General features: G+C 63.8%; 1 protein-coding gene. It reads left to right on the top strand.

From position 1 onward, the window contains the following. Positions 1 to 26: 26 nt before the first annotated feature. Positions 27 to 756, top strand: a 730-nt coding sequence (locus AB3X89_RS40035) for an ABC transporter substrate-binding protein (protein WP_368588033.1), incomplete at its 3' end; no start/stop codon positions are given.

The raw sequence follows: 756 nt of genomic DNA, 5'->3' as shown, positions 1-756 counted from the left end.
TCAATCACCAGTGAGGAGCAGTTCGCATGTACGACGACGAAATCAAAACGGGCGGTTTCAGCCGCCGCGACATGATGCGTTTGCTGGCTGCCGGCGGCTTGCTCGCCACCGGCGCGGGAGGCTTGCTCGCGGGAGCTCGCCCGGCGCTTGCGGCAGCCGCGCCGAAGAAAGGCGGCAAGATCCGGGTCGCCTACGACTCATCGTCGACCGCGGATACGCTCGACCCGGCCAAGGGATCGGCAGGTGCAGACTACATCCGCTTCTTCATGTTTTACAGCGGCCTGACGCAACTCGACAGTTCGCTGACGCCGCGGATGAACCTCGCCGAAGCGGTGGACACGAGCGATGCGAAGGTGTGGGTGATCAAGCTGCGCAAGAGCGCGACCTTCCACGACGGCAAGCCGCTTGCGCCCGCCGATGTCGTCTACTCGCTGATGCGTCATAAGAATCCGGCGACAGCTTCGAAGGTGAAGACGCTGGCCGATCAGTTCGTGGAGGCGAAGCAGACCGGCCCCAACGAAGTCACACTGACGCTCGCGTCGCCCAACGCGGACTTGCCGGTGATTCTCGCCACGCCGCAATTCGTGATCATCAAGGACGGCACGACCGACTTCACGACGGCCGTCGGCACCGGCCCGTACAAGGTGAAGACGTTCAAGCCCGGCGTCTCGACAGTCGGCGTGCGCAATGACAACTTCTGGAAGACGGGCGGCGGCCCCTACCTCGACCAGATCGAGCTGATCGGTATCGGCGACG

The sequence above is a fragment of the Paraburkholderia sp. BR14320 genome, assembly GCF_040948665.1.
Lineage (GTDB): Bacteria > Pseudomonadota > Gammaproteobacteria > Burkholderiales > Burkholderiaceae > Paraburkholderia > Paraburkholderia youngii.
This window is presented reverse-complemented; position numbering and strand designations above follow the sequence as displayed.